We start from the raw sequence: 22225 nt of genomic DNA on the forward strand, positions 1-22225 counted from the left end.
TGTCGGTGACCGCCGCGTCCGGTGACCGCCAGGTGCCAGTGACCGCCGTATCCCGATGACCGCCAAGTGCCGATGACCGCCAGGTGCCGGTGACCGCCAGGTGCCGGTGACCGTCAGGTTCCGGTGACCGCCGCGTCCTGGTGACCGCCAGGTGCCGGTGACCGTGAGGTGCCGGTGACCGTGAGGTGCCGGTGACCGTGAGGTGCCGGTGACCGTGAGGTGCCGGTAGTCGCCGCGTCCCGGTGATCGTCGTCGCTTCTTTGCGTCCGCCTCCGCTTCTTCCACTCCCTCTTCGGCCCCCCTCTTCCTCTTCTGTGTCCCTCCTCTGTCTCCCTCTCCTGTCCTCCCTGCTGGTTCTGCTGAGGTCCAGGTGACGCGTGAGTGCGGGTCGGCTTCCGGGCGTACTCGGGATGCCGGACATATCGGGCCATGTGACGCTGAACCCATGCCTCCAGGACTCCCGGCTTCACGGTCGTCACGGTGCGTCGTCTGTCTGGTGACAGCGATCGGGGTGGCACTGGGACCCACTGCCTGGGCCTCCGAGGGCGACGGGGCCTCCGCGTCGACGCGGACGGGCCTCCTGGCACCCGTGAAGCCCTCGGGCTCCCCCTCTTCCGCCGGCTCCGCCTCGGGCGAGCCACCTCTGGCGGGGCGGCTGGCAGGGGAGGGCCGGGCGCGGCCGGGGCGGTCGCTTCCTCCCCCGGAACCGGCTGACTCCGAGGCCGCGGACCCCGACGACACCGACGCAGAGGCCACGGACCCGGAGACCGCGGACTCGGAAGCCACTGCGGACGAGATGCCGCCGGAGCAGGAGCCGGCCCAGGTGCCCACGGCCACAGCGACGGCAGACGCCTTTCCGGAGCCCACCAGAAAGACGAAGCCCCAGCGCGCACTGGACAAGCCGGCCGCGCGTCAGGTGCGTGATGTCTCGCTGGGCAGCGGGATCGCGTTGGTCGGACTGGGGCTGGGGTTTCTGGCCGTCCGCATGCGCCGCGTGAACTGACCAGGCCGAGCGGAGAACCACGAGCGGCAGCGCCGGGCTGTCGGCCGACGGTAGGGCGGCACGGCGGCACGGCGGCACGGCGGCAGGGGCGCGAAGGGACGGCGGTCGGGGCGGCGCGAGGTCCGGAGCGCGAAGGTACGCCGGTCCGAGCGCGGCGTACACCGTACTGCGAGGCGGCGGTCAGGGCGCGACGGTACGGGCGGTCGAGGGCTGGTCGGGGGCTGATCGGGGGCTGATCGGGGCGCGGCAGCACGGTGGTCAGGGCGCGGCAATCTTTCTTCCGGACGGCATGCCGCTTCGCACGGCGACCCACTCCGAAACGCCGTCCCCTGCGGCTGGCGATCCCTCGCCTGGCGGCAATGGGTTTGGTGGCCGAGCGCATGCAGTCAGGCAACCAGGGCCATTCGGGGTCGGGCCGTTCCACGTCAGGGCCGTTCGACAGCCTGGCGCGCCGGGAGCGAACGGGCGAGCAGACGGGCAGACGGGCAGACGGGCAGACGGGCAGACGGGGCAGACGGGGCAGACGGGGCAGACGGGGCAGACGGGGCAGACGGGCGAGCGTGCGGCAAGCGGCAGGCGGCAGGCGGCAGGCGGCAGGACAAGGCCTGGGGCCCGTCGCCGGTACCGGTGCTCCCACCCGGCCCGCGGGTGACCGACGGGAAGGTGATCATCTTTTTCCGGGGGCACCACCATGTGGTGAGGCCTGTGTGCGAGACAATGGCGGCATGGAGATGCCGAGGAATGAACGGTCGCAGGAGCACCCCCAAGTCCTCGTGGTGGGGCAGGACGGAATGGCTATCGGCGGCGGCGGTGACGACGAATCGCGCGAGGTCCCGGTGACGGAGATGGTCGAGCAGCCCGCGAAGGTCATGCGCATCGGCAGCATGATCAAGCAGCTTCTGGAGGAGGTCAGGGCGGCTCCTCTCGACGAGGCGAGCCGGGTCCGGCTGAAGGAGATCCACGCGAGCTCGGTGAAGGAGCTCGAGGACGGCCTGGCACCGGAGCTCGTGGAGGAGCTGGAGCGGCTCTCACTGCCGTTCACCGAGGAGTCCGTCCCCTCCGAGGCCGAGCTCCGGATCGCGCAGGCCCAGCTGGTCGGCTGGCTGGAAGGCCTCTTCCACGGGATTCAAACGGCGCTGTTCGCCCAGCAGATGGCGGCCCGTGCGCAGCTGGAGCAGATGCGCCGCGCCCTGCCTCCCGGCGTCGCCCATGAGGACGAGGAAGGCGGCCTGGACCCGCACGGGCCGGCGCGCTCCGGCCCGTACCTGTAGTCCCTGCCACCGCTCGCTCCGCCCACGGCACATAACGGGGCCCGGCACACCTCGCGTGTGCCGGGCCCCGACGTTCACCCCGGGTACGGGGTACGGGGTACGCGGACCGGCCCACGCGACGTCCGCTCACTCACCGCTGGAGTGCTCGTGCCGCACGCGGGCCATCGGGCCCGCGTGCGGCAGACCTGTGCGTTCCGGCACCTCAGGGCCCCGCCGCGCTCAGGCCTATCGGTCGACAGCCTGCCCCTCTGCCCTCGAGGCGCCACGCGCAGCGGCCCCACTGGCGTCAGGCCCGCTGTCGGAGCCGACTCCGGAAGGACCCGCCCCTGAAGCGCGCTCGTAAAGGCCGCGAGGGGGGCTGACGGCGACCCAGGAGTGGCCCGGTCCGGGTTGGTCCCGACCTGCTCGTGGCGGGCCTACCCGCGGCGGCTGCCCTGCATGATCGCCGTGCGCGATCAGGCCTGCTCATGGCGCCCCTGCCCGCCTCCGGGCCTGCCTGGCGGCAATCCCCATGCAGCGCTTGGGCCCCCTCGATACAGGCCCGTAGCCGTCAGGCCTGCTCGTGGGGGCGAGCTCATCGCAGGCACGCTGGTGTCAGGCCTTCGGCGCTGCCAGGAGGATCTTGCCGATGTGGGTGCTGGACTCCATCAGCTGGTGGGCCTCCGCGGCCTGCGCCATCGGGAGCGTACGGTCCACGACCGGCCGGACGACGCCGTCGGCGAGCAGCGGCCACACGTGCTCACGTACGGCGGCGATGATCGCGGCCTTCTCGGCGAGCGGGCGGGCGCGCAGGGAGGTCGCCGTGACAGCGGCCCGCTTGCTCAGCAGGGCGCTCAGGTTCAGCTCACCCTTGGCTCCGCCCTGGAGGCCGATGATGGCGAGCCGTCCGTTCACCGCCAGTGCCCGTACGTTCCGGTCGAGGTACTTGGCCCCGACGATGTCGAGGATCACGTCCGCTCCCACACCGTCCGTGGCCTGACGCACCTCCTCGACGAAATCCTGCTCGCGGTAGTCGATCAGGATGTCGGCACCGAGCTCCTGGCAGCGGGCCAGCTTCTCCGGTCCTCCCGCTGTCACCGCGACCCGCGCACCGACGGCCTTGGCGAGCTGGATCGCCATGGTGCCGATCCCGCTGGATCCGCCGTGGACCAGAAGGGTCTCGCCAGGGCGCAGGTGGGCGACCATGAAGACGTTGGACCAGACCGTCGCCGCCACCTCGGGAAGCGCCGCCGCCTCGGCCAGGTCCACTCCGTCGGGTACGGGCAGCAGCTGGCCGGCCGGCACCGCGACCTTCTCCGCGTATCCACCGCCCGCCAGCAGTCCGCACACCTCGTCACCCACGGACCATCCGGTCACCCCGGGGCCGACGGCGGCGACGCGGCCGGCACATTCCAGGCCGGGGTAGGGGGAGGCACCGGGCGGAGGGTTGTAGAAGCCCTGCCGCTGGAGGACATCGGCCCGGTTGACGGCGCTGGACACAACCTCGACGAGGACCTCGCCGTCACCTGGTACGGGATCGGGGACCTCGGCCCATACGAGCGCTTCGGGGCCGCCGGGTTCGGGGATCGTGATCGCATACATGGCCGCGAGGCTACTCCGTGAGGAGTCCCGGACGTGGGCAGACCTGCCCGCGCCGTATCCGGGCCCTTGTCCCTACGGCCGCTGGTTGGGCGACGGCAGCGGGCTCGTCGGTGACGTGTGGAGCGGTGAGGCCCGCACGATCGTGATCACCCGGTCCGTCAGCTGCAACGGGCTGGCCGCCGGATCGTCGTAACCCAGCAGGCGGTGACCGCGCAGGACACTGACCACCAGGTCATCGGTCTCCCGGACGTTCCGGCCGACCTCCGCCTTTATCACCGGCCGCTCGACGAGATCGAGGCCGCTGCCCTGCTGGATGAGGTCCTCCATCACCGTGCCCGCACTGGGGCTGAGGACGGAGAGCCCGAGCAGACGGCCTGCCGCGCTCGCACTGGTGATCACGGCGTCGGCGCCGGACTGCCGGAGCAAGGGGGCGTTCTCCTCCTCGCGCACGGCGGCCACGATCTTCGCGCCCCGGTTGAGCTGGCGGGCGGTCAGGGCGACCAGTACGGCGGTGTCGTCTCGCTGGGTGGCGATGATGATCTGGCGGGCCTTCTGGACCTCGGCCCGCAACAGCACATCACTGCGCGTCGCATCGCCCAGTACGCCCACGAAGCCTTCGGCGTTGGCCGCTTCGATCACCTTGCCGGCCGGGTCGACGACGACGATCTGTTCCTTCTTCAGACCGGTCGCACAGAGCGTCTGGATCGCCGAACGGCCCTTCGTGCCGAACCCGACGACCACGGTGTGTTCACGCAAGTTGCTTCTCCAACGGTTCAGCCGGAAGTCCTCCCGGGTCCGCTCCGTCAGGACCTCGAGGGTGGTGCCGACCAGGATGATCAGGAAGAGCACGCGCAGCGGCGTCACCAGCACCACGTTGACGAGCCGGGCGGGGTCGCTGTACGGCACGATGTCGCCGTACCCGGTCGTCGACAGGGTCACCGTCGCGTAGTAGACGGCATCGAGAAAGTCGACCTTGTTGTCGGCGTTGTCGTGGTAGCCGCCCCGGTCGGCCCAGACGATGAAGACCGTGATCGCCAGCACCGTGAGAGCCATCGCCAGCCGCTTGGCGACCTGCCGCAGCGGCCGGTCGACAACGCGCCGAGGCAGCAGCACCCGGGTCGGGACGACATGTTCGTCTGCGCGCCTGGCCATCGCGTCGTGGCCGGGAAGTTTCACGTGAAACACCCTTCCGTCCACGGCGACGCCGAGGCCCACGGTAGATCGAGGATCTCCACCTCGGTGCCGGACCGTACCCCGCCGGGCGGCACCACGGCCAGCCCGTCCGCAGCGGCGATCCCGCGAAGCATGGCGGGGCCGTCGTAATGGAGAGGAACGACGCTGTCGTCGCGGTGGACCACAGGGATCAACCGGGTGTCCCGCGGGTGCCCGCGCACTTCTTCCCGCACGGGCGCACGGTACGGATCCTGGTCGGCCCGTCCGGCGATCCCCCGGAGCAGGGGCTCGGCCAGGGTCAGCAGTCCGGACACCGCGGCGAGAGGGTTACCGGGCAGGCCCACCAGGCAAGGACGGCCCTCGGGCAGTCGCGCCAGGAGCATCGGATGGCCGGGACGTACGGACACCCCGTCGACGAGCAGATCAGCTCCGATCTCGGCCAGGACCGGATGGACGTGATCCACGGGGCCCGCTGCCGTCCCACCGGTGGTGAGGACCAGATCGGCATCGGAGGAGAGGAGCGCCTGCCGGAGAGCACCGGCGTCGTCTCCGAGGCGCCGTGGCTCGCAGACCTCCGCACCCAGAGCACGCAGCCAGGGGGCCAGCATGGGACCGAGCGCGTCCCGGATCATCCCCTCGCGTGGAAGCCCCGCCATGAGGAGCTCGTCACCGAGCACGAGAACGTCCACGCGGGGCCGGGGTACGGCGATGAGTGCGTCGTACCCAGCGGCAGCAGCCAGTCCGAGAACCGGCGGGGTGACCACGGTTCCCATGGGCAGGAGCTCGTCCCCGGACCGGCATTCCTGGCCTCGGGGCCGTACATCCTGGCCGGGAACGACCTCACGGGTGGCGTGCAGAAGCCCTCTGGCCTCGTCGCAGTGCGCGTGCTCGCTGCGGATCACGGCGGTGGCGTCCGCCGGAAGGCGTGCGCCGGTCGCGATCCTCATGGCCTGTCCGTCGGGGAGCGGCCCTGCGGATCGGCGCCCGGCGAGCAGTCCTTCCCCCTCTCGCACAGCCCAGGGCCCCGGCCCCGCGACGACCCAGCCGTCCATGGCCGAGGTGTCGAACGACGGCAGATCGGTGAGCGCGACGACCGACTCGGCCAGTGCATGGCCGAGGGCCTTGTCCAGGGGAAGCCGGTGAGCGGCCAGCGGAGCCGTCCGGCCGAGCCGCTCGGCCAGTGCACGCGCGGCGGCCCAGCTGGTGGCACCGGCTCGGTGAGCTTGCGGAGAGGGCGTGGAGCTGTCGTGCGACGAGGCGCCGTGAGCGTGGGAGGAGGCCGGGACACAACCCGGAGCCGGGACCGAACCCGAGGCGCTGGGGATTGAGGCGCTGGGCGGCGGTGCGCCGGGGGATGAGGCGTTGAGGGTTGAGGCGCCGGGGGGCGGTGCGCCAGGGGTGGAAGCTCCGGCAGCAGGTACACCGGAAACAGGTGCTCCGGTAGCAGGTGCACCAGGGGTATGAGAGCCCGGAGCAGCGGAACCCGGAGCGGGGAAACACGAGGAGGGGCAGTCCGAGGACGAGGTGGGGGAACCTGAGGACGGGGTCGGGGGACCTGAAGAGGGACCGGTGTGCGTGCCCGGTTCCACCGTCGCCGACGAGGAGGTCGGAGCCGTCGCGCCGGAGCGGCCCGGTGTGGACTGCGCCGCTCTCGGCCGACGCCCGACGAGGGCCAGTGCCTGCTCGACAGCCCGCTCTTCTTCGGCTGCCCGCTCTTCCTCGGCCGCCCGCGCCCTGCCTCCGTGCGCGGTCATGGCGTGCCGGGCCCGCCGCCCGCCTCCGATTCCTCCGCCCATCGGAGCGCGAGGGCGGCGGCCTTGCGGGAGGCGTCGGCAACCGCTTGAGCCGCAGCCTCCGGCCCCTTTCCGCTACTTGCCATCGCAGCCGCGTACCCCACGAGGAACGTGGTCAGCGGTGCGGCGGGCCGGGCGACACCGTGCGCGGCGTCACGGGCGAGGTCGAGCAGGTCGCCGGTGTCGACGTCGAGTTCGATGCCCAGTTCGTTCTTGACTGCGGTGATCCATTCGTCCAGCACGGTCCCATGCTCCCTGATCCTCGCCCTGGCGGCGGCAATGTCCTCCCAGGTGTCGCAGTCGAACGATGCCAGAGGGCCTGCCTGGACCCTGGCCAGATCCAGTTCGGCCGTCAGCAACCGCAGCGGAAGGCCGGAGAGGCTGCCGTGCTCGGTGGCGAGAAGGGCGAGTTCACGGCGCAGGGGCTCGGCCCGGTAGACCGCGACCAAGGGCTGATCCCGGCCGTCCTGGTCGGTGCACAGCGCTCCCTCGTGGGTTCCTGTCCCCGCAGCCGCCAGCAACGAACGGATGGTCGCGTCCTCCAGGAACGGCAGATCCGCGGAGAGCGCCAGGACGTACTCCGCACCCGTATGCCGTACGCCGGCACCCAGCGCGGCCAACGGCCCCCCGCCCTCGGGCACTTCACGTGTCCAGGTGACGGGACGCGATGTGGGCCTGCGCCCGCCCACCACCACGGTGGAACCAGCACCGGCACATACGGCCAGCACCCGGTCGAGCAGCGCACGGCCGCCCACCTGGAGCCCTGGTTTGTCGGCTCCCCCGAGGCGCTTCGCGGCACCCCCGGCGAGAACGATGACGTCATACGCGGTCATGCCCCCGAGTATGCGGGCCACCCGCCCGTGACGGTCCCTCCGGGGGCCGAACTCACACGGAGGCCGCCCCTGGGCCGCCCACTCCGCAAACCCCGACTCCCACGACTCCGGCTCCCCCGGTTCCGTATCCGGGACGCGATATCGGGGGCCCGGGAGCGTTCCGTATCCGTGACGCGATATCGGGGCCCCGGGAGCCTGGGGCCCGGTATCGGGCGCCCAACATCCGGGGCCAAGGCTCCGGATGCTCCCTCTTCAGCACATCGCGCTCGGTGGCCGGTCTCCGGGCCGGTCTCCGGGCCGGTCTCCGGGCCGGTCTCCGAAGCGGGTTTCAGACCAGGGTTTCAGCCCGGGCTCCAGCCCGGAGTTCCAGACCAGGGCTCTGGACCTGGGGTTCCAGACTGGGGCTCTGGGCTGAGGCTCGTCACCGCCTCGGCTCTCCGGAACTGGCGATCCGCGGCCGGTTCCACACGGCTGGAGCTCCGAGGCCGATTCTCGGTGGCCGGAGTACCGAGACCAGACCCCAGCCTCTTCGCCCCTCTGGACCTCCCGGCCGGGCTGTCCCTCGCTCCGTCTCTCCGCCTATCCGCAGCCGGAGATCCTGATTACCCCGGGTTCTCCAGGGCTGGCCGCCTGAGGCCGGTTTCTGTACAACCAGAGTTCCAAAGCCAGGCCGCAGCCACTTCAGCTCCCCGAGCCTCGCAGCCCGCACTTCAGCTCCCCGAGCCTCCCGGCCCGGCTACCTTGCTCTCCGCCCCTCCAGGCTGCGGCCCTTCTCCTCCCCGCCTGCTCAACCATCCGCCCCCGGCTCCCCTGCCCCAGGCCCGCGGGACCTCAGGCCCCCGAACCCCCAAGCCCTCGAACCCCCCGGGTCTCAGGACCTCAGACGCCCCGAACCCGGGCCTCCGGAGTCCCGGACTGCCTGACTCCCGGATCACCGGACCACCAGACCACCGTGCTCCCGGCTCCCGGCTCCCGGCTCCCGGCTAGAGCGTGCGCAGCAGCACCGCCGGCTGTTCCACGCAGTCGGCGACGTAGCGGAGGAACCCACCCGCCGTACCGCCGTCGCATACCCGGTGATCGAAGGTGAGCGAAAGCTGGACGACCTGGCGGACCGCCAGCTCACCGTTGTGCACCCAGGGCTTCGGCACGATCCGGCCGACACCGAGCATGGCTGCCTCAGGGTGGTTGATGATGGGCGTCGAGCCGTCGACTCCGAACACCCCGTAGTTGTTCAGCGTGAAGGTTCCCCCGGTGAGTTGTGCCGGGGTCAGCTTCCCGTCGCGGGCAGCCTCGGCCAGCCGGGCGATCTCCGCGCCGATCGACTCGGCGTTCCGCGTGTGGGCGTCGCGGACGACAGGAACGACCAGGCCTCGCTCCGTCTGGGCGGCGAAGCCGAGATGGACACCGGACAGCCGCACGATCTCCCGTGCGTCGACGTCCACTGTCGCGTTGAGCTCAGGGAACCGAGTCAGCGCCGCCGTGCAGATGCGGGCCAACAGCGCCAGAACCGAGACCTTCGGCCCTGCGGCAGGACCGCCGGCGGCGTTCATCACAGCTCGCGCCGCCATCAGTTCGGTGGCGTCGGCATCGACCCAGCACGTGGCGTCGGGAATCTCCCGCCGACTGCGGGACAACTTGTCGGCGACCGCACCCCTGACCCCGCGCAGCGCGGTCCGCTCGACCGACGTGTCCGGCTCCGACCGGTCCACCGGTGCCGCAGGTGCCGCGACTGCGGGCTTCTCCTCCCTCGCCCTGATCGCCGACTCCACATCGGTACGCAGGATCAGCCCGTCCCGTCCCGTACCGACGACCTGCCGGAGATCGAGACCGTGCTGTCGCGCCAGCTTCCGAACCAGAGGCGAGATGACCGCGACGGGTCCCTCGGAACCGGTCCCGCCGAGGGACGGGTCCAGAACCGTGGCCGAAGCTGCTTCGGTTCCCGCAGCCGTCGCCGTGCCCTGGGCCAGGGCCTGGGGCCGGCCCGTCGCACGGTCCTGGCCCGCCGTACGGGGCTTCACCGTGGACGGGACGCCGTCCGGGGCCTGGGACCTCCCCGAGCCCTCAGCCGCTTCCGGTGCCCCCCTGTTCGCCGAGTCCGTGGACGACCCGGTCGAGCCGTACACCGCGCCGTTCACGGAGCCGTTCGCCGGGGCGGAGGACACGGCCGAAACAGGAACGGGCCTGAGCCTGCGCCTTCGTGCGGCCGGCGCGCCCGTCCCGTAGCCGACCAGCACGTTGCCGGACCCGCTGTCCTCGGCATCGCTGCCCGAGGACGCGCCCTCAGCCTCGTGCCCCGTCACCGGCTCCACCGATCCGACGGCCACGGTCAGCAGCGGTGCGCCGACCGGGAGCTCCGCGCCCTCCTCACCGAATCGCGCCGTCACCACGCCTCCGTAGGGGCAGGGCACCTCGACCATGGCTTTCGCCGTCTCGACCTCGACGACCGGCTGATCGATGGTGACGACGTCGCCGACCTCCACCAGCCACCGCACGATCTCGGCCTCGGTCAGCCCCTCGCCCAGGTCCGGCAGCTTGAATTCCAGTACCCGCGCCATCAGCTCTCGGCCTCCCACTGAAGACGGGCGACCGCGTCGAGCACCCGGTCCACGCCCGGCAGATGGTGCCGCTCCTGCATCGGCGGCGGGTAGGGGATGTCGAAGCCGGCGACGCGCAGCACCGGCGCCTCCAGATGGTGGAAGCACCGCTCGGTCACCCGCGCCGCGATCTCGCCACCCGGACCACCGAAACCGGACGACTCGTGGACGACCACCGCCCGGCCCGTGCGGCGCACCGAGGCGGCGACGGTCTCGTCGTCGAAGGGGACCAGCGAGCGCAGGTCGACCACTTCGAGGTCCCAGCCCTCCGCCGTGGCGGCCTCGGCCGCCTCCAGGCACACAGGGAGAGACGGTCCGTAGGTGATCAGAGTCGCGCTGCGGCCGGTACGCCTGACCACGGCGCGGCCGATCGGCTCGACCGCGGCCGGTGCGTCCGGTGACCACTCCGCCTTGGACCAGTAGAGCCTCTTCGGTTCGAGGAAGACCACCGGGTCGTCGGAGGCGATCGACTCCCTCAACAGCCCGTAGGCGTCGTCGACGGTGGCCGGCATGACGACATGCAGACCGGGTGTCGCCATGTAGTACGCCTCCGAGGAGTCGCTGTGGTGCTCGACCCCTCCGATCCCGCCGCCGTAGGGAACCCGCACCGTGATCGGCAGTGGCATGGCGCCCGCGGTCCGGTTCCGCATCTTGGCGACGTGGCTGACCAGCTGCTCGAACGCCGGATAGGCGAAGGCGTCGAACTGCATCTCCACCACGGGTCGCAGTCCGTACATCGCCATGCCCACGGCCGCGCCGAGGATTCCCGCCTCGGCCAGTGGTGTGTCCGTGCAGCGGTCGTCGCCGAACTCCTTGGCCAGGCCGTCCGTGACGCGGAAGACACCGCCGAGCGTGCCGACGTCCTCACCGAGGACGTGCACCGTCGGGTCCTCCGCCATCGAGTCGCGCAGCGCCCTTCCGAGGGCCTGCGCCATGGTGGCAGGCTTGGCCGTGCCGGTACGAACCCCGGCCGTCGCGGCAGCGGTGCTCATCGCCTCTCCTCCGTGCCGCTCTCGTCCTGCGGGCCGTGCTCGGCGTCCAGTTCGCTCCGCAACCGGGCCGCCTGCTCCTGCAACTGGCCGGTCGGTTCCTCGTAGACGTGGGAGAACAGGTCCATCGGGTCGAGCTCCGGATCGGCGTTCATCTGCTCCCGGAGCGCTTCCGCCATCCGCTCCGCCGCCTCACGCACCGTCCTGACGCCGTCGTCGTCCAGCAGCCCGCGGCCGGTCAGCTCCCGTTCGAGAAGCACGATGGGGTCATGTGCGCGCCACGTCTCCACCTCACTGTCGACGCGGTAACGGGTGGCGTCGTCGGCGTTCGTATGGGCGTCCATGCGATACGTGACCGCCTCGACCAGCGTCGGTCCCTCACCCCGCCGGGCCCGTGCCACCGCCTCGCCCAGCACCTGGTGCATCGCGACCGCGTCGTTGCCGTCGACCAGGCGCCCGGGCATCCCATACCCCACGGCCTTGTGGGCGAGGGACGGTGCCGCGGTCTGCTTGGCCAGGGGGACGGAGATCGCGAAGCCGTTGTTCTGCACGAGGAACACCACCGGGGCCCGCCAGACGGCCGCGAAATTCAGCGCCTCGTGGAAATCGCCCTCACTCGTCCCGCCGTCACCCACCATCGCGAGTGCCACCACGTCGTCACCCTTGAGGCGCGCCGCGTGGGCCAGGCCGACCGCGTGCGGCAACTGGGTGGCCAGCGGAGTGCAGAGAGGGGCGATGCGGTGCTCGCGTGGGTCGTAACCGGTGTGACGGTCCCCCCGCAAGAGTGTCAGCGCCTCGACCGGGTCCAGGCCCCGCGCCACCGCTGCCAGGGTGTCGCGGTAGCTGGGAAAGAGCCAGTCCCGGTCCTCCAGCACGAGGGCCGCCGCGATCTCACAGGCCTCCTGACCGGTGCTCGACGGGTAGACCGCGAGTCTGCCCTGCTTGGTCAGCGCGGTGGCCTGCGCGTTGTACCGCCGGCCGCGCACCAGCTCGGCGTAGAGCCTCAGCAGCAGCTCGGGATCGGCACCGGCCGCCGCGTCCGTCCCGAGCACGCGGTACGGCTCGGGGTCCGGGAGCAGCGGCGCGGGATCCGTGAGCGGCTTCCAGGCCGGGGGCGGCGTGGGCCGGTAGGCGGCTGCGCCGGGCAGCTCCTGGACCGTCATGACAAGCACCTCCTGGCATCGATACGTCGAGGGTGTCGAAATCTGCGGAAATATCGCGGAGTGGGCAAGGCCACGGTGTGGTGCGCCTCACCTACCGATTGTTCGGTCGCGGGCGCAATTTGGCTACAGGCACCTCCAGCCTGTGGACAAACGGTTCTCCACAGCCTGGGATAGGGGCAGGTCGTCCACAACAGGGAGGCGCGAGCAGATGGCAGCTGAACAAATGGCCGACATGGGCCAGGACCCGGGCCGCACCCCGCCCGCACGGCCTCTGGACTCCACCGACCGCGCGATCCTGCGCATCCTCCGGACGGACGGGCGCGCCTCCGTGCGAGCCGTCGCCGAACGCGTCCACGTCTCACGGGCCAATGCGTACGCCCGGATCAACCGGCTCGTCGATGACGGCGTGATCCGTGGTTTCAGCGCCCGCGTGAACCACGAACGGGCAGGCCAGGCCGCCTCCGCCTACATCACGCTCAAGATCGTCCAGAATTCGTGGCGCACCGTGCGCGAACAGCTCCAGGCCCTTCCGGGCGCCACCCACATCGCGCTGGTCAGCGGTGACTTCGACGTCCTGCTCCTGGTGCACACCCCGGACAACCAGGCGCTGCGCGAGCTGGTCCTGACCAGGATCCAGGCCATACCCGAGGTGCTGTCCACCCGCACCCTGCTGGTCTTCGAGGAGACCGACCTGGATCCGCGCCCGGACCGACCGGCCGAGCTCGCGTAGCTCCGGCCGGTCCCGCCGCCCCGGGCGCCGGAATCAGCCGGCCCGCATCCCGTCGAAGGCCAGCCGGACGACCGTGTCGGCGAGCTGCTCCGCCTCCGGAGAACCACCCGGCTGCGGTCGGTACCACTCGACCAGCGAGTTCACCATGCCGAAGAGCAGCCGGGTAGCCAGGCGTATGTCCACGTCCGCACGCAGGTCTCCGTCCGCCACCGCGGCCCTGAGCAGCTCGGACACCCGCTGGTCGAACTCACGCCGCCGTTCCAGGGCCCAGCGCTCCGTCTGCGTGTTGCCACGCACGCGCAGCAGCAGCGTGACGTACGGAAGCTCCTCCATCAGCACCTCGACCGTGCGGCGGGTGACGTACTCGACCCGGGCGATCGGGCGCCCCTGTACCGCGCCCGGCTCGTCGAGGATGCCGAAGAGCCCGTCGAGTGCCCGGCTCACCGCCCGCCTCAGAAGCTCTTCCTTGCCTGCCACGTGGTGGTAGATGGACGACTTGGAGATCCCCGCCGCCTTGGAGAGGTGCTCCATGGACGTGCCGTCGTATCCGCGCTCGTTGAAGACACCGACGGCAACGGTCAGGAGTGTCTCCGGGGTGTACGTGTCCCGCTTGGCCGTGGTCATGACCGCGATCCTCCCCCATGAGTTGTCCACAGGTTGCCCGGGGCCCCTTGTCCCGACCGATCGTTCGGTTACTCTAACTCCGTCAGCATATCCCTGCCCGGCTCGACGAGGAGTTGGTCCGTCATGGCCGCCGAGCTTTCCCCTGAGAAGCTGTCCGAGATCCACCGCCCGACGCTCGACCAGGCCCTCGAAGCGATCCGCACGCGCGCCTACTGGTCCCCGCACCCCGAGCACCCCAAGGCCTACGGCCAGGAAGGACTTCCCGGCAGTCTCGGCGCGGCCGAGGGCAAGGCCGCGTTCGACGCGGTGCTCGACACCCGGCTGGACCTGGGCCAGCCCGGGACCGACGGCTGGACCGGCGGAGAGGTCTCGCCGTACGGCCCGGCGCTCGGCGTCGAGTATCCGCACGCCGACCCCGACGTCCTGCTCCCCGCCATGCGGGCCGCCATGGGCTCCTGGCGTGCGGCGGGGCCCGAGACCAGGGCTCTGGTCTGCCTCGAGATCCTCTCCCGGATCAGTGCGCGCACGCACGAGCTGGCCCACGCCGTGATGCACACCAGCGGACAGGCGTTCGTGATGGCCTTCCAGGCCGGCGGTCCGCACGCCCAGGACCGTGGCCTGGAGGCCGTGGCCTACGCGTACGAGGAACAGACACGTACGCCGCGCAGCGCCGACTGGTCGAAGCCGCAGGGGAAGCGCGATCCGCTCCAGCTGCACAAGTCGTACACGGCGGCCGGGCGCGGTGTCTCGCTGCTGATCGGCTGCAACACCTTCCCCACGTGGAACGGCTACCCGGGCCTCTTCGCCTCACTGGCGACCGGCAATCCCGTTCTGGTCAAGCCACATCCGCGCGCGGTCCTGCCGCTGGCGCTGACCGTTCAGCTCGCGCGCGAGGTGCTGCTGCAGGCCGGCTTCGATCCGAACCTCGTGGCCCTGGCGGCGGAGCGGCCCGGCGAGGGCGTCGCCAAGACCCTCGCGGTGCGTCCCGAGGTGAAGATCATCGACTACACCGGTTCCACCGCCTTCGGTGACTGGCTGGAGACCAACGCCCGCCAGGCCCAGGTCTACACGGAGAAGGCGGGCGTCAACACGATCGTCCTCGACTCCACCGACGACTACCGGGGCATGCTCTCCAACCTCGCGTTCTCGCTCTCCCTCTACAGCGGCCAGATGTGCACCACCCCGCAGAATCTGCTCATCCCGCGCGACGGCATCACGACGGACGCGGGGGCGAAGTCCTTCGAGGACGTGGTGGCCGACATCGCCGGTGCGGTGAACGGACTCCTCGGCGACGACGCCCGGGCCAACGGACTGCTCGGTGCCCTGGTGAACCCGGACGTCGAAGCCCGGCTGGAAGGGGCCTCGTCCCTGGGCGACGTAGCGCTCGCCTCGCGTGCGGTGGCCAACCCCGACTTCCCCGACGCCGTGGTCCGGACGCCGGTTCTCGTGAAACTCGACAGCGCCCGGCCCGACGAAGCAGCGGTCTGCCTCTCGGAGTGCTTCGGCCCGGTCTCGTTCGCGGTCGCCGTCGACTCGACCGCTGACGCGTTGGACCTGCTGCGCCGCACGATCCGTGAGAAGGGCGCCATGACCGTCGGCGCGTACACCACCTCGCCCGAGGTGGAGAGTGCGGTGGAGGAGGTCTGCTTCGACGAATCGGCCCAGCTCTCGCTGAACCTCACCGGCGGCGTGTACGTCAACCAGACGGCGGCCTTCTCCGACTTCCACGGCTCGGGCGGAAACCCGGCGGCCAACGCGGCTCTCTGCGACGGGGCGTTCGTGTCCAACCGCTTCCGTGTGGTGGAGGTCCGCCGGCAGGCCTGAGCACGGCCCGCCGACGGCCCGTCGGGGCTCCGGTGGAGCGGGATCCCGCTCCACCGGTCACCCGCCCCGCGGGTCCGGGATGTCCGCGTACTGCTGTACCCAGGCGTGCATGGCGATGGCGGCCGCCGCACCCGCGTTGATCGACCGCGTCGAGCCGAACTGCGCGATCGAGCACACCATCGACGCGTGCTCACGCGCTTCCTCCGTCAGCCCGGGTCCCTCCTGCCCGAAGAGCAGCACGCACCTGCGCGGCAGCTCGGTCCGCTCCAGCGGCACGGCTCCGGGAAGGTTGTCGATCCCGATGATCGGCAGCCCCTCGGCCTCCGCCCAGGCCGTCAGATCCGCCGTGTCAGGGTGGTGCCGCACATGCTGGTAGCGGTCCGTGACCATGGCACCCCGGCGGTTCCAGCGCCGCCGCCCCACGATGTGGATCTCCTTCGCGAGGAAGGCGTTGGCGGTGCGCACCACCGACCCGATGTTGAAGTCGTGGCCCCAGTTCTCCACCGCCACGTGGAAGTCGTGCCGCCGGGTGTCGAGATCGGCGACGATCGCTTCGCGCGTCCAGTAGCGGTAGGCGTCGCCCACGTTGCGCCGGTCACCCTGGGCGAGGAGTTCGGGATCGTACCGCTCGTCCTCGGGCCACGGCAGCGGATGCGGCCCGACTCCGATCACGGCGCCGTACCCGTCGTCGTACTGGACGGGCTCCGCCGACGGGTCGGACGCCGATGCCGCCCCGGGCTCTTCTGCACTGCCGTTCTCGCTGGTCACCCGACGAGCGTATGGCCACCGCCGTCGCCGCTGCGCGTGGCCTCCTCCTCGCCCCGCTCCACCCGCCGCTGCCCGGGAAGCCGTACCCTGCCCGCCTTGCGGGAGAACAGGCGCTGTCCGCCGGCCGACACCGTGCGCCCCAGCCACACCAGGAAGACGGTGGGCAGGAAGACGGCGTCCGCAGCGATCATGGCCATGGAGAAGAAGGGCAGCCCGAGCAGCACGGCGATACCGACGTGCTCTCCGATCATCAGGACCAGCAGGACGTTCTTGACCCGCCGGTTGAACAGGGTGAACGGGAAGGCGACCTGGACGATCACGGTGGCGTAGGTCAACAGCATGACCGCCAGGGCGCTGGACGCGACCAGGCCGGAGAGCCCGGGCCAGGGGGTGAAGTAGTCGAGCTTGAGCGGGTAGTAGATCGCGGTGCCGTCCTGCCAGCGTGAGCCCTGGATCTTGTACCAGCCGGCGGTGGCGTAGATCAGACAGACCTCGGCCATGATCACGAGGAGTGCGGCGTTGTGGGCGAGGTTGGCCAGGACGTCGAAGAGGGCACGTAGTTCATGGTCCGGCGCCCGCCGGTTCAGGGCCCACCACGCGGCGTTACCCAGCCACAGCACCCACAGGAGGGCAGGCAGCCACCAGGTACCGCCGAGTCCACCCGCCAAGGTGGCGGGCAGGAGGACGCAGCCGAGCACCACCCACAGGACGACACCCGGGAGATCACGGGCCGGCAGGCCCGTCTCCCCGTAACAAGCCGCGTCCCGCGAAGCGCGGCGCGCGTCCAGGGACCAGACCCGCGCGCAGCGGGTCAGCATGAGATAGGCCGCCATCAGGTGGATGACGTTGTCGCCGCCGTCGCCCATGAAGATGCTGCGGTTCTGCAGGGACAGCACCCCGGCCATGAACAGGACGGAGGTGGCGCGCGTCCGCCAGCCGGCCATCAGCAGCGCGGAGGACACCAGGGCGAGCGCGTACACGACCTCGAACCAGAGCGTGCTGTCGGACCACATCAGCACGGTGAAGGCGTCGTTGTTGGTGATGAGCCGGCGCGCCATGCCCCAGCTCCACGGGCCGTCGGGGCCGTACAGCTCATGGCGGTGGGGCAGCTCACGCAGCAGGAACAGCAGGAAGGTGGCGGAGACACCGATCCGGACGACGGCGCTCTGATAGGCGCCGAGGGGCGAAGCCGTGATGCGTTGGACGGCGCGGGCGAGCGCCTGACCGGCGGTCCCGCCGGCCGCCCGGAGCGGAGCGGGAGCGCTCATCCCTCCGCCTTCCCGGCCTGCGAGGACCCATCCTCCGGATCCGGCCCGGGGAGGTCGGACGGGTTGACCGTCCACCACGGCAGCTCCCTGTACTCGGGCTCGGTTCTGATCTTCTCGTCGCTCCACGGCGGGGCCGCGACAGAACTCGCCGCGGACCGGACCTGGATGCGCTCCACCTTGCCGCCGTAACCGAGCTCGGCCAGACGCAGCATGACGATGCGGCGTACGTAGAGCTCGGACAGTTCGCCACGCAGACCGGTGGGGCGGTTCTCGCTGTCGTGGGACCCGGTGTAGAAGTCCCAGGCCCGCCGAAGCTCGTTCTGGTCGACGTGGCTGGGGAGCAGGTTGCCGCGTATCGCCTCGCCGTCGTCGCGCGAGAGATTCATCCAGCCGGTGATCCTGGCGCCGTCGGCGCCGTCGTCGGCCACATCGGCCCTCACGTGCACCGAGATGTTCTGCTGGAGAGGATTGGGGGCGAACAGCTTCCAGTTCTGCTCGAACTCGGGATACACCCAGTCGTCGACCACTTCGCCGTGCTGCTTCGTCAGCGTGTTGGACGGCGCGACGTGCAGAAAGATCACGGCTATGTGTGCGCAGGCCAGCAGCCCCATGACGGACAGCGCGAGCGCCGCTGCGATCTGGTAGGGCAACGAGAGCGCGGCCATACCGCCGACGGCACGGCGCCCCACCGACCCGGTGACGGCAGCGGCGGCCGGCGAGTGGTCCGTGGAACCCGGGTCCGGAGGACCGTCAGCAACGGCCTCCCGCGTTTCCGCAGGTGCGGGCTCCGCGTCCTGGTCCGTGTACGGGCGGTTCGTCACACCGGGCCAGGGGACCTTCTTCCCGTCTCCGGTGCGCCCACCGTGGTCCGCATCCATCCCGCCCCGATCACCGTCGATCACCACTCAGTTATCCACAGGGTTGACACCCTACGGGCCTGCGACTCACCATTGAAGCCAAGGAACCGAACGATCGGTCGGTAGGGAGCCCGGGATGGCGGCAGTGACTGCGGACCAGAGGACGCAGGGGGCGGCTGGCGTGGAGGACGCGGAGCGTCAGGCCGCGTTCGACGCGACGGTGGCGGCCGACGAAAGGATCGAACCGCGGGACTGGATGCCCGAGGCGTACCGGGCGTCCCTGGTCCGCCAGATGGCCCAGCACGCCCATTCCGAGATCATCGGCATGCAGCCCGAAGCCAACTGGATCTCACGCGCACCCTCGCTGCGCCGCAAGGCGATCCTGATGGCGAAGGTCCAGGACGAGGCCGGGCACGGGCTCTACCTCTACAGCGCGGCGGAGACCCTGGGGACCAGCCGCGAGGAACTGCTCGACAAGCTGCACGCAGGCCGGCAGCGCTACTCCTCGATCTTCAATTACCCCACGCTGACCTGGGCGGACGTCGGCGCCATCGGCTGGCTGGTCGACGGAGCCGCCATCACCAACCAGGTGCCGCTCTGCCGCTGCTCCTACGGCCCGTACGCCCGCGCGATGGTCCGGATCTGCAAGGAGGAGTCCTTCCACCAGCGCCAGGGCTACGAGCTGCTGCTCGCACTCAGCCAGGGGACCCCCGCACAGCACGAGATGGCGCAGGACGCGGTCAACCGCTGGTGGTGGCCTTCCCTGATGATGTTCGGCCCGCCCGACGACTCGTCGTCCCACTCGGCGCAGTCGATGGCCTGGAAGATCAAACGGCACTCCAACGACGAGCTGCGCAGGCGCTTCGTCGACATCTGCGTCCCGCAGGCACAGGCGCTGGGGCTCACCCTCCCCGACCCCGACATCCGGTGGAACGAGGAGTTGGGACGCCACGACTACGGAGCGGTCGACTGGACGGAGTTCCAGGAGGTCCTCAAGGGCAACGGCCCCTGCAACGAACAACGACTCACCCAGCGGCGCACGGCCCACGAAGCGGGCGCCTGGGTCCGCGACGCGGCCGCGGCATACGCAGACAAGCACGCGGCACGGCCCGGCACAGCCGGTGCGGCCGCCCAGCCCGTGGAGGCGACCGCATGAGCAGCTCGACCGACTGGCCCCTGTGGGAGGTGTTCGTGCGGTCCCGGCGCGGCCTGTCCCACACCCACGCGGGCAGCCTGCACGCACCGGACGCCGAGATGGCCCTGCGCAACGCCCGCGACCTGTACACACGCCGCTCGGAAGGCGTCTCCCTCTGGGTGGTCCCCTCGACGGCCATCACCGCCTCCTCACCGGACGAGAAGGATTCCTTCTTCGAGCCCGCCGGGGACAAGCCCTACCGTCATCCCACGTTCTACGACATCCCGGAAGGGGTGAAGCACCTGTGACCGCGGCCCTCGCCCTCGGCGACGACGCGCTGGTGCTGTCGCACCGGCTGGGGGAGTGGGCGGGGCACGCCCCCGTGCTGGAGGAGGAGGTGGCACTGGCCAACATCGCGCTGGACCTGCTGGGACAGGCCAGGATGCTGCTCTCCTTCGTCGGTGACGAGGACGAGCTCGCCTACCTCCGCGAGGAGCGTGCCTTCCGCAATGTCCAGCTGGTGGAACAGCCCAACGGCGACTTCGCCCACACCATCGCCCGCCAGCTCTACTTCTCCGTCTACCAGCACCTCCTGTACGAGGCACTGGCCGCCGGTGAGAGCGAGTTCGCGGATCTCGCGGCCAAGGCCGTCAAGGAGGTCGCCTACCACCGGGACCACGCGGAGCAATGGGTCCTGCGACTGGGCGACGGCACCGCGGAGAGCCACGAGCGCATGCAGGTGGCGCTGGACGCCCTGTGGCGTTTCACGGGCGAGCTGTTCGAGCCCGTGGAAGGGGTCGCCGTCGACCGGCACACCCTGCGCGACGGCTGGCTGGCCGCCGTCACCTCCGTGGTGGAGCGTGCCACCCTGACCCTCCCCTCGGGTCCGCAGTCCGGAGCCTGGGCGGCCGGAGCGGGCCGGCAGGGCCTGCACACGGAGCCGTTCGGGCGGATGCTCGCCGAGATGCAGCACCTGCACCGCAGTCATCCGGGGGCATCGTGGTGACCACCGGGACAGAGACACCGCTGGAGGCGGAGCTCCACAGGCTGGCGGGCTCCGTGCCCGATCCCGAGCTTCCGGTGCTCACCCTCGACGAGCTCGGAGTGCTCCGCGGTGTGCGGGTGGACGGAGCGGACAAGGTCACCGTGCGGCTCACCCCGACGTACACCGGCTGCCCTGCCATCGAGGCCATGTCCGCCGACATCGAGCGCGTACTGCACGACCACGGCGTCGCGGAGGTGTCCGTGGTGACCGTCCTCGCCCCGGCCTGGTCGACGGACGACATCAGCGACGCGGGGCGCCGCAAGCTGGCGGAGTTCGGCATAGCACCCCCACGTCCGGGCGGCGGCCCGGGCGGGCCGGTGCCGTTGACCCTCTCGGTGCGCTGTCCGCACTGCGGTTCCACGGACACGGAACTGCTGAGCCGGTTCTCCTCCACCGCGTGCAAGGCACTGCGCCGTTGCGTGGCGTGCCGCGAACCGTTCGACCACTTCAAGGAGTTGTAGATGTTCCATCCGCTCCGGGTCAGCGCGATCGAACGGATCACGGACGACGCGGTGGCCGTCACCCTCGCCGTGCCGTCGGAACTGCGCGAGACCTTCCGCCACACACCCGGTCAGCATCTGAACGTGCGCTACCTGGTCGACGGCGAGGAGATCCGACGCTCGTACTCGATCTGCGCACCTGCCACCGAGCAGCCGGGACCTCCTCTGCTGCGCGTGGGGATCCGCATGGTCGACGGGGGAGCGTTCTCGACGTACGCCCTCAAGGAACTCGCGGTCGGGGATCCGGTGGAGGCGATGGCTCCGACCGGGCGTTTCGTCCTCGACCCGCGGCCGGGCCACTTCGCCGCGATCGTCGGGGGGAGCGGCATCACACCGGTGCTGTCGATGGCGGCGACACTGCTGGCGCGGGAGCCTCTGGCGCGCTTCTGTCTGATCCGCAGCGACAGGACGGCCGCGTCGACGATGTTCCTCGACGAGGTGGCGGATCTCAAGGACCGCTATCCGGACCGCTTCCAGCTGGTGACGGCGCTGTCCCGCGAGGAGCAGGCCGCAGGTCTTCCTTCGGGCAGGCTGGACCGTGAGCGGCTCACCGGTCTACTGCCGGCGCTGCTCACGGTGCCCGACGTGGACGGCTGGTTCCTGTGCGGGCCGCTGGGCCTGGTCCGTGGGGCGGAGGGTGCCCTGCGGGCGCTCGGCGCCGACCGGTCACGCATCCACCAGGAGATCTTCCACGTCGCCGACGAGGCGCCTTCTCTGTCCACGGCCGCCAGGGTGGCCTCGCCGTCGGAGAGCAGGCTCACGGCGACCCTCGACGGGCGGTCGGGCAGCTGGCCGGTCGAGAACGGCGAGTCGCTTCTGGACACGGTGTTGCGCAGCCGCTCCGACGCTCCGTATGCCTGCAAGGGAGGAGTCTGCGGGACCTGCAGGGCCTTCCTGGTCTCGGGCGAAGTGCGGATGGACCGCAATTTCGCGCTGGAGCCCGAGGAGACCGGTGCGGGCTTCGTGCTGGCCTGCCAGTCCCACCCCGTCACCCCGGAAGTCGAAATCGACTTCGACCGCTGACACCCCGCTTCCCGCACGCCGGGCGGCCGGCCACGGGCACCGGCACCCTTG

Annotated in this window: 20 protein-coding genes; 9 read left to right on the top strand and 11 right to left on the bottom strand. The window is 70.9% G+C overall.

Annotated features, from left to right (window positions below; genetic code table 11):
* The first annotated feature begins 823 nt into the window (after positions 1 to 823).
* Both ACFVS9_RS10225 and ACFVS9_RS10230 read left to right on the top strand, forming a co-directional pair.
* Positions 824 to 1003, top strand: a complete 180-nt coding sequence (locus tag ACFVS9_RS10225; protein WP_389931332.1) for a hypothetical protein — start codon at positions 824 to 826, stop codon at positions 1001 to 1003.
* A gap of 725 nt (positions 1004 to 1728) precedes the next feature.
* Positions 1729 to 2274, top strand: a complete 546-nt coding sequence (locus ACFVS9_RS10230) for a bacterial proteasome activator family protein (protein ID WP_383112716.1) — start codon at positions 1729 to 1731, stop codon at positions 2272 to 2274.
* Between the two features lie 594 nt (positions 2275 to 2868).
* Here the strand turns inward: ACFVS9_RS10230 and ACFVS9_RS10235 are convergent.
* The 7 genes from ACFVS9_RS10235 to pdhA form a co-directional block, all read right to left on the bottom strand.
* Positions 2869 to 3855 (bottom strand): NAD(P)H-quinone oxidoreductase, encoded by a 987-nt coding sequence (locus tag ACFVS9_RS10235; RefSeq protein ID WP_389931334.1) that lies wholly within the window; start codon positions 3853 to 3855, stop codon positions 2869 to 2871.
* 72 nt (positions 3856 to 3927) lie between these two features.
* A complete protein-coding gene (locus ACFVS9_RS10240; RefSeq protein WP_383112718.1) occupies positions 3928 to 5070 on the bottom strand; it encodes a potassium channel family protein in 1143 nt (380 codons plus the stop codon).
* Positions 5028 to 6617, bottom strand: a complete 1590-nt coding sequence (locus ACFVS9_RS10245; protein ID WP_389931486.1) for a molybdopterin-binding protein — start codon at positions 6615 to 6617, stop codon at positions 5028 to 5030. The genes ACFVS9_RS10240 and ACFVS9_RS10245 overlap by 43 nt, the downstream gene beginning before the upstream one ends.
* 161 nt (positions 6618 to 6778) lie before the next feature.
* Complete coding sequence (locus tag ACFVS9_RS10250) at positions 6779 to 7654, bottom strand: NTP transferase domain-containing protein (RefSeq protein WP_383112720.1); 876 nt, start codon at positions 7652 to 7654, stop codon at positions 6779 to 6781.
* Between the two features lie 983 nt (positions 7655 to 8637).
* Positions 8638 to 10209, bottom strand: coding sequence for a dihydrolipoamide acetyltransferase family protein (locus ACFVS9_RS10255; RefSeq protein ID WP_389931335.1), 1572 nt, complete (start codon positions 10207 to 10209; stop codon positions 8638 to 8640).
* Positions 10209 to 11240: an alpha-ketoacid dehydrogenase subunit beta gene (locus ACFVS9_RS10260; RefSeq protein WP_383112722.1), complete on the bottom strand. Its 1032-nt coding sequence runs from the start codon at positions 11238 to 11240 to the stop codon at positions 10209 to 10211. The genes ACFVS9_RS10255 and ACFVS9_RS10260 overlap by 1 nt, the downstream gene beginning before the upstream one ends.
* The gene (pdhA, locus tag ACFVS9_RS10265; protein WP_383112723.1) at positions 11237 to 12400 is read right to left on the bottom strand and encodes a pyruvate dehydrogenase (acetyl-transferring) E1 component subunit alpha; all 1164 of its coding nucleotides are present in this window, start codon (positions 12398 to 12400) and stop codon (positions 11237 to 11239) included. Before pdhA ends, ACFVS9_RS10260 begins: the two co-directional genes overlap by 4 nt.
* A 208-nt stretch (positions 12401 to 12608) precedes the next feature.
* On the opposite strand from pdhA, the gene ACFVS9_RS10270 reads away from it, so the two are divergent.
* A complete protein-coding gene (locus ACFVS9_RS10270; protein ID WP_389931337.1) occupies positions 12609 to 13130 on the top strand; it encodes an Lrp/AsnC family transcriptional regulator in 522 nt (173 codons plus the stop codon).
* A gap of 33 nt (positions 13131 to 13163) precedes the next feature.
* Here the strand turns inward: ACFVS9_RS10270 and ACFVS9_RS10275 are convergent, their stop codons facing one another.
* Entirely contained in the window at positions 13164 to 13754 is a 591-nt protein-coding gene (locus ACFVS9_RS10275) for a TetR/AcrR family transcriptional regulator (RefSeq protein ID WP_383112725.1), read from the bottom strand.
* A gap of 123 nt (positions 13755 to 13877) precedes the next feature.
* On the opposite strand from ACFVS9_RS10275, the gene paaN reads away from it, so the two are divergent.
* Positions 13878 to 15578: a phenylacetic acid degradation protein PaaN gene (gene paaN / locus ACFVS9_RS10280; protein ID WP_383112726.1), complete on the top strand. Its 1701-nt coding sequence runs from the start codon at positions 13878 to 13880 to the stop codon at positions 15576 to 15578.
* A 57-nt stretch (positions 15579 to 15635) separates the two neighbouring features.
* Here the strand turns inward: paaN and ACFVS9_RS10285 are convergent, their stop codons facing one another.
* Genes ACFVS9_RS10285 through ACFVS9_RS10295 form a run of 3 tightly spaced genes read right to left on the bottom strand, consistent with a single transcriptional unit; the run spans position 15636 to position 18492 of the window.
* A complete protein-coding gene (locus tag ACFVS9_RS10285) occupies positions 15636 to 16346 on the bottom strand; it encodes a TrmH family RNA methyltransferase (RefSeq protein ID WP_383112727.1) in 711 nt (236 codons plus the stop codon).
* Positions 16343 to 17614 (bottom strand): HTTM domain-containing protein, encoded by a 1272-nt coding sequence (locus tag ACFVS9_RS10290; RefSeq protein ID WP_389931340.1) that lies wholly within the window; start codon positions 17612 to 17614, stop codon positions 16343 to 16345. Before ACFVS9_RS10290 ends, ACFVS9_RS10285 begins: the two co-directional genes overlap by 4 nt.
* Positions 17611 to 18492, bottom strand: coding sequence for a DUF5819 family protein (locus ACFVS9_RS10295; protein ID WP_389931341.1), 882 nt, complete (start codon positions 18490 to 18492; stop codon positions 17611 to 17613). Before ACFVS9_RS10295 ends, ACFVS9_RS10290 begins: the two co-directional genes overlap by 4 nt.
* A gap of 115 nt (positions 18493 to 18607) precedes the next feature.
* Between ACFVS9_RS10295 and paaA the strand changes: the two genes are divergently transcribed.
* The 5 genes from paaA to ACFVS9_RS10320 are packed head-to-tail and all read left to right on the top strand — an operon-like array spanning position 18608 to position 22174.
* Positions 18608 to 19627: a 1,2-phenylacetyl-CoA epoxidase subunit PaaA gene (paaA, locus tag ACFVS9_RS10300; RefSeq protein ID WP_389931342.1), complete on the top strand. Its 1020-nt coding sequence runs from the start codon at positions 18608 to 18610 to the stop codon at positions 19625 to 19627.
* Entirely contained in the window at positions 19624 to 19914 is a 291-nt protein-coding gene (paaB, locus tag ACFVS9_RS10305; protein WP_030790406.1) for a 1,2-phenylacetyl-CoA epoxidase subunit PaaB, read from the top strand. Before paaA ends, paaB begins: the two co-directional genes overlap by 4 nt.
* Positions 19911 to 20612: a 1,2-phenylacetyl-CoA epoxidase subunit PaaC gene (paaC, locus tag ACFVS9_RS10310; protein WP_383112731.1), complete on the top strand. Its 702-nt coding sequence runs from the start codon at positions 19911 to 19913 to the stop codon at positions 20610 to 20612. Before paaB ends, paaC begins: the two co-directional genes overlap by 4 nt.
* The gene (paaD, locus tag ACFVS9_RS10315; RefSeq protein WP_389931344.1) at positions 20609 to 21112 is read left to right on the top strand and encodes a 1,2-phenylacetyl-CoA epoxidase subunit PaaD; all 504 of its coding nucleotides are present in this window, start codon (positions 20609 to 20611) and stop codon (positions 21110 to 21112) included. The genes paaC and paaD overlap by 4 nt, the downstream gene beginning before the upstream one ends.
* A complete protein-coding gene (locus tag ACFVS9_RS10320) occupies positions 21113 to 22174 on the top strand; it encodes a 2Fe-2S iron-sulfur cluster-binding protein (RefSeq protein WP_389931346.1) in 1062 nt (353 codons plus the stop codon).
* Positions 22175 to 22225: the final 51 nt, after the last annotated feature.

This window comes from Streptomyces sp. NPDC058008, assembly GCF_042886395.1.
Taxonomy (GTDB): Bacteria; Actinomycetota; Actinomycetes; order Streptomycetales; family Streptomycetaceae; genus Streptomyces.